This window comes from Pollutimonas bauzanensis (assembly GCF_900129885.1).
GTDB classification, from domain to species: Bacteria; Pseudomonadota; Gammaproteobacteria; order Burkholderiales; family Burkholderiaceae_B; genus Pollutimonas; species Pollutimonas bauzanensis.
Genome location: NZ_FQXE01000034.1, coordinates 1 through 6,483, shown reverse-complemented (window position 1 = coordinate 6,483; position 6,483 = coordinate 1). Strand labels below are relative to the sequence as shown.

Genomic DNA, 6,483 nt, shown 5'->3' with positions numbered 1-6,483 from the left:
CCCGCTGCTGAGGATCGAGGTGATCAGGCTGGCCGAGGCAGAGCATGTGCTGCTGGTGTCGATGCACCACATCGTGTCGGATGGCTGGTCCATCGAGGTGTTGCTCAAGGAGTTTGTGCGGGCGTACCGGGCTTGCCGGGATGGCCAAGCGTTGGCGCTTCCTCTACTACCGATTCAGTATGTCGACTATGGGGTATGGCAACGCAGCAGGCTTGAGAGCGGCGAGCGAGAACGGCAACTGACATATTGGCGAACCTATCTTGGCGATCAGCATCCCGTTCTGGCGCTCCCCATGGACCACGCACGTCAGGCTCTCGGTCAGTACATCGAAGCCCATCTGGCACTTGAGGTTCCAGATGACTTAGCCCTTGGGATTCGTCGGTTGGCAAATAAGCACGGGGCGACGCCGTTCATGGTGCTGCTTTCGGCATTGCAGATCCTGTTGCATCGGTATACCGGTCAAGCTGACATCCGGATCGGAATCCCCAATGCAAACCGGGACCAAGGCGAAACGCAGGGCGTGATCGGGTTCTTCGTGAACACGCAGGTCATCCGTACGCAGATAGACGGTCGCATGTCGCTGGACGCGGTGCTGGAGGCAGTCAAACGTGGGGTGGTGGGCGCACAAGCGCATCAAGACCTGCCGTTCGATGTGCTGGTAGAAGCGCTGAAGCCTGAGCGGAGTCTAAGCCATACGCCGTTATTTCAGGTCATGCATAGCCATCAGCGGACCGCTGGAGACGTGTTGGTAGGCATGGGCGGGCTCGTGACCGAGAGCTATCCGCTTACGGAGCGGGCGGCGCAGTTTGACCTGGCTTTGAATACGGCAGAGGATCAGGACGGCCGTTTGTCCGTGAGCTTTGCGTACGCGCGAGAGCTGTTTGCGCCGGCAACCATCAAGCAGCTGGCAGAACACTACATCGGGGTGATCCGCGGACTTGCGTCGGGGCACGGTGAAGTACGTTTGGTCAGCGACCTAGCCATGCTAGATGTGGCTCAAAGAAACCAGCTGCTGGCTCAGGGGCGAGCCGTTGCGTCGTATCCAGCTCCTATACCCGTGCATGATCGGGTCGAGTCGCAAGCACAGCTGGCGCCGGACGCGCAGGCGCTGGTGTACGGCGAAGCGGCCTTGAGCTATGCCGAGCTGAACGCGCGGGCCAACCGCCTGGCGCATCACCTGATCGGCCTGGGCGTGGGTCCGGAGACGAAGGTGGGCGTGGCGCTGGAGCGGTCGGTGGAACTGGTGGTGGCGCTCTTGGCGGTGCTCAAGGCGGGCGGCGCCTATGTGCCGTTGGATCCGTCGTACCCGGCCGAGCGGCTAGCTTACATGATGGTCGACAGCGGGCTGGAACTGGTGCTGACGCACTCGGTTTCGCGCCAGGCGCTGCCCTTGCCCGAAGGCGTGACGGCGCTGGAGGTGGACAGGCTCGATGTCAGCGCGCGGCCGGCGAGCAACCCGGAGGTGACGGTGCATCCGGAGAGCCTGGCCTACGTGATCTACACCTCGGGCTCGACCGGCCGGCCCAAGGGCGCAGGCAACCGTCACGGCGCACTGGCGAACCGACTTGACTGGATGCAACAGGCCTACGGCCTGGACAGTAGCGACACGGTGCTGCAGAAGACCCCGTTCAGTTTCGACGTGTCGGTGTGGGAGTTCTTCTGGCCGCTGATGGCGGGCGCCCGGCTGGCCGTCGCACCGCCGGGCGCGCACCGCGATCCGGCCGAGCTGGTGGCCCTGATCGAGCGGCACCAGGTCACGACGCTGCACTTCGTGCCCTCGATGCTGCAAGCCTTCGTTGCGCATGACGGAGCGGCCCAGTGCATCGGGATCCATCGCATTGTATGCAGCGGCGAGGCGCTGCCGGCCGCGTTGCAAGACCGGACGCTGGCGTTGTTGCCGCAGGCCAGGCTGTACAACCTGTACGGGCCGACGGAAGCGGCGATCGACGTCACGCACTGGACATGTTCCGCGGGCGACGCGGTGGTGCCGATCGGCCGGCCGATCGACAATGTGCAGACCTACGTGCTGGACGCCTCGATGAACCTGGCGCCGCCAGGGGTTCCCGGCGAGTTGTACCTTGGCGGCGCGGGGCTGGGCCGCGGCTACGAGGGCAAGCCTGGTCTGACGGCGGAGCGGTTTGTGCCGGATCCGTACGGGGAGGACGGCGGCCGGCTGTACCGCACAGGGGATCTGGCGCGCTGGAACGATGCGGGCGCGCTGGAGTACCTGGGTCGGATCGACCACCAGGTGAAGATACGGGGCTTCCGCATCGAGCTGGGCGAGTTGGAAGCACAGTTGCAGGCACAGCCCGGGGTGCGCGAGGCGATCGTGACGGCGCAGGAGGGCCCGGGCGGGGCGCGGCTGGTGGGCTATGTGACGGCGCAGGCCGGACAGGTGCTCGATACCACCACGCTCCGAGCCCATGTCAGCGCGGCGCTGCCGGACTATATGGTTCCTTCGGGCATCGTGGTGCTGGATGCTCTGCCTTTGAGTCCGAACGGCAAAGTGGACCGCAAGGCGCTGCCGGCGCCGGAGTTCGCATCGCAGGGCTACGAACCGCCGCAAGGCGATGTGGAAAAGGCCCTGGCCACGATCTGGCAGGAAGTGCTGGGGGTCGAGCGGGTGGGCCGGCACGACAACTTCTTCGAGCTTGGCGGCCATTCGATGGTCGCAATCCAACTGCTCGAGTACATCCGGCGATGTGGCTGGAAGGCAGACGCAAGATACCTCTTCAGTCATCCTCGCCTATCTCAGTTTGCCCTATCGATGATTAAGGCGTCATCGCTGCGGGACTCGGCAGCAGAACATTTTTCAGAGATCCCCGAGGGATGCGACCTTATTGCGCCGTCGATGCTTACCCTGCTCCAATTTCGGCATGAGGACCTCCGTCGGATAGAGAGAGGCGTTCCCGGTGGTGCGCGAAATATTCAGGACATTTATCCGTTGGCGCCACTGCAAGAGGGGATGCTCTTTCATCATGTGGAGCAGCCTCAGGGCGACGTGTACGTTCATACACTACTTCTGAGTTTCAGCAGCAAGGACAAGTTGCTGCAATTCGCTCAGTGCTTGAACGTTTTGATCGAACGGCATGATGCTCTGCGTACTGCTGTACTTTGGGAGGAGCTACCCGAACCGGTGCAGGTCGTCTTGCGGCAGGCAACCCTGGAATTGGAATGGCTCAGCAGCGACGAGAGCGCTTCGCTCGGAACAGCGGTGGAGCGGCTGGCATCTTATGTTGATCCTCGAACCTTTCGCATCGATATTCGGCGCGCGCCGATGATGCGTGCGATTGCGGTCCAGGATGACCACGAAGGGATGTGGTTCTTGAAGTTGGCCAGTCACCATCTGGTTGTGGATCACACGTCGGTGGATATGCTCCTCGGTGAAATGAACCTCATTTTCGCCGGGCATCAGCATGCCCTGCAGAAACCGATTCCATTTCGTAACTTCATCGCGCGGGCACGCTCAAAATTTCAGCGAAGCGATGCTGAGAGCTTCTTCCGGGGGATGCTTGCGGACGTGCGAGAACCCAGTGCGCCGTTCGGTCAGTCCCACGTCAACGCGGATGGCGTCGATGTAAACGAGGCCCATATCGAGCTAGATCCAAGACTTGTTGCGACTCTGCGGGAACAAGCGATCCATCTTGGCGTGAGTCTTGCAGCCTTCTTGCATCTCGCATGGGGTTTGGTGGTTGCCAAAAGCACTGCGACGCAGGATGCGGTATTTGGCACCGTGCTTTTTGGGCGAATGGGCGCCGGGGATGGTGCAGAGCGGGCGGTTGGCCTATTTATCAATACGCTACCCTTTAGAGTGCGGTTGAACGGTCAGCGAGTCGAAACCTGCGTCCGACAGGTGCATGGCGCACTGACACAGCTGCTTCAACACGAGCATACCCCCCTTGCGTCGGCACTTCGCTGCAGCGGTGTGCCGGCAGGGACGCCCCTGTTTTCATCGATACTGAACTATCGGTACGTTGGTGATCGGGTCAGAGCAGACGGAACAGGGGCGTGGGCTGGCATCGTGGGTTTGGAGTCACGCGAGCGGTCCAACTATCCATTCACGCTGAACGTAAATGACTCCGGCGGCGGAATTGAGCTGATAGCGCAGGTCATCAATACTGTCAGTGCACAACAAGTTTGTGAGCTCGCACGCGATGCAGTCGTGGCTATAGCGAATGCGGTGAAGGCAGGAAGTGGCGTCGGGGTCAATGACATCGACATCCTCCCGGATGTCGTAACAGCGCAGCTGCTGGAGTCGGGTGCACGCTTGCCTCGAAATGCAGAACCGACGCTGGTGCATGAACGTTATGGAGAGTGGGCTCACGGAAATCCCGAGGCTATGTCTGTCGTATGCGGTACAGAGGCCCTGACCTACGGAGAGCTGAACGAGCGAACCAATCGCCTGGCGCATCACCTGATCAGCCTGGACGTAGGCCCGGAGACGAAGGTGGGCGTGGCGCTGGAGCGGTCGGTGGAACTGGTGGTGGCGCTGCTGGCGGTGCTCAAGGCCGGCGGCGCCTATGTACCGCTGGACCCCTCGTACCCCGCCGACCGCCTGGCTTACATGATGGCCGACAGCGGCCTGGGCCTGGTGCTGACGCACTCGATGCTGCGTCAGGCACTGCCCCTGCCCGACGGCATGACGACGCTGGAGATCGACAGGCTCGATGTCAGCACGCAACCGGCGACCAATCCCGAGGTGACGGTTCACCCGGAGAACCTGGCCTACGTGATCTACACCTCGGGTTCGACCGGCCGGCCCAAGGGCGCGCAGCTCACGCATCGCAATGTGGCCCGGCTGCTGGCGGCCACCAACGAATGGTTCGCATTTGGCCCGTCGGACGTGTGGACGATGTTCCACTCCTATGCCTTCGACTTCTCGGTGTGGGAACTGTTCGGGGCCCTGTGCCACGGCGGTAAGCTGGTGGTGGTGCCCCACCTGGTCAGCCGCTCGCCAGAAGAGTTCCTCGGGCTGCTGCGCCGCGAAGGCGTGACGGTGCTGAACCAGACCCCCTCGGCGTTCCGCCAACTGATGCAGGCGCCTGGGGTGTACGAGGGTGGTCTGTCGCTGCGGATGGTGATCTTCGGCGGCGAGGCGCTGGATCCGCAGACGCTGGGGCCGTGGGTCGAGCACTACGGTGATGCAGCTCCACGGTTGGTGAACATGTACGGAATCACCGAGACGACGGTGCATGTGACGTACCGACCGATCACGCGGGCGGATCTGGCGGGTCAGTGCAGCCCGGTGGGCAAGGCGATCCCGGACCTGGGTCTCTATGTGCTCGACGGCGGCGGGCACCTCTTGCCAGTGGGTGTGCCGGGCGAGCTGCACGTGGCGGGTGATGGGCTGGCGCGGGGCTACCTGGACCGGGCGGGGTTGACGGCAGAACGGTTCGTGCCCGATCCGTTCGACGAGGCGGGCGGCCGGCTGTACCGCACGGGTGACTTGGCGCGGTGGAGCGCGGACGGCGAGCTTGAATATCTAGGTCGGTTCGACCACCAGGTGAAGATCCGGGGCTTCCGCATCGAGCTGGGCGAGGTGGAAGCGCAGTTGCAGGCGCAGCCCGGGGTGCGCGAGGTGATCGTCACGGCGCAGGAGGGCCCCGGCGGGGCGCGGCTGGTGGGCTATGTGACGGCGCAGGCTGGAGAGGTGCTCGACCCCGCTACGCTCCGAGTTCGTGTCAGCACGACGGTGCCGGACTATATGGTGCCGTCAGCGATCATGGTGTTGCCGTCGCTGCCACTGACCGTGAACGGCAAGGTGGACCGCAAGGCGCTGCCGGCGCCGGAGTTCGCATCGCAGGGCTACGAACCGCCGCAAGGCGACGTGGAAGCGGCCCTGGCCACGATCTGGCAGGACGTGCTGGGGGTCGAGCGGGTGGGCCGGCACGACAACTTCTTCGAGCTCGGTGGAGATTCCATCCTGAGCCTGAAGGTGGTCTCCGGTGCACAGCAAGCCGGGATACCGATGGCGGTTCGGCAGTTGTTCGAGCATCAGGCCCTGCAAGCGTTGGCTGCAGTGCTCCATAGCGGGGGCAGGGAACGGACGCAGATTCCGGTCATCCCGCAGGGCGAGCGGCAGGCCGTGCCGCTGTCATATGCGCAGCAGCGTCAGTGGTTCCTGTGGAACCTGCAGCCGCAGGGCAGCGCGTATCACATTGCCGGGGGACTTCGGTTCCAGGGCGGGCTGGATGTCGCGGCGGTGCGCGCGAGCTTTGATGTCCTGGTCCAGCGGCACGAATCGCTGCGCACGACCTTCGAGCAGCGCGACGAGGGCACAGCGGTGCAGGTCATCCACGATTCGCTGCCATACGACTATGCGTTCACGGATGTGACGGACGATGGCGATCCGTCCGCGCGGCTGCGATACGTGGCGGAGACATTCGGCCGCCGGCCCTTCGACCTGACGAAGGGCCCGCTGCTGAGGATCGAGGTGATCAGGCTGGCCGAGGCAGAGCATGTGCTGCTGGTGTCGATGCACCA

1 protein-coding gene is annotated in these 6,483 nt (G+C 63.5%); it reads left to right on the top strand.

What is annotated here, in order from left to right:
• Window positions 1-6,483: non-ribosomal peptide synthetase (locus BUB23_RS26265; protein WP_143161152.1), on the top strand; the 6,483-nt coding region annotated here is incomplete at both ends.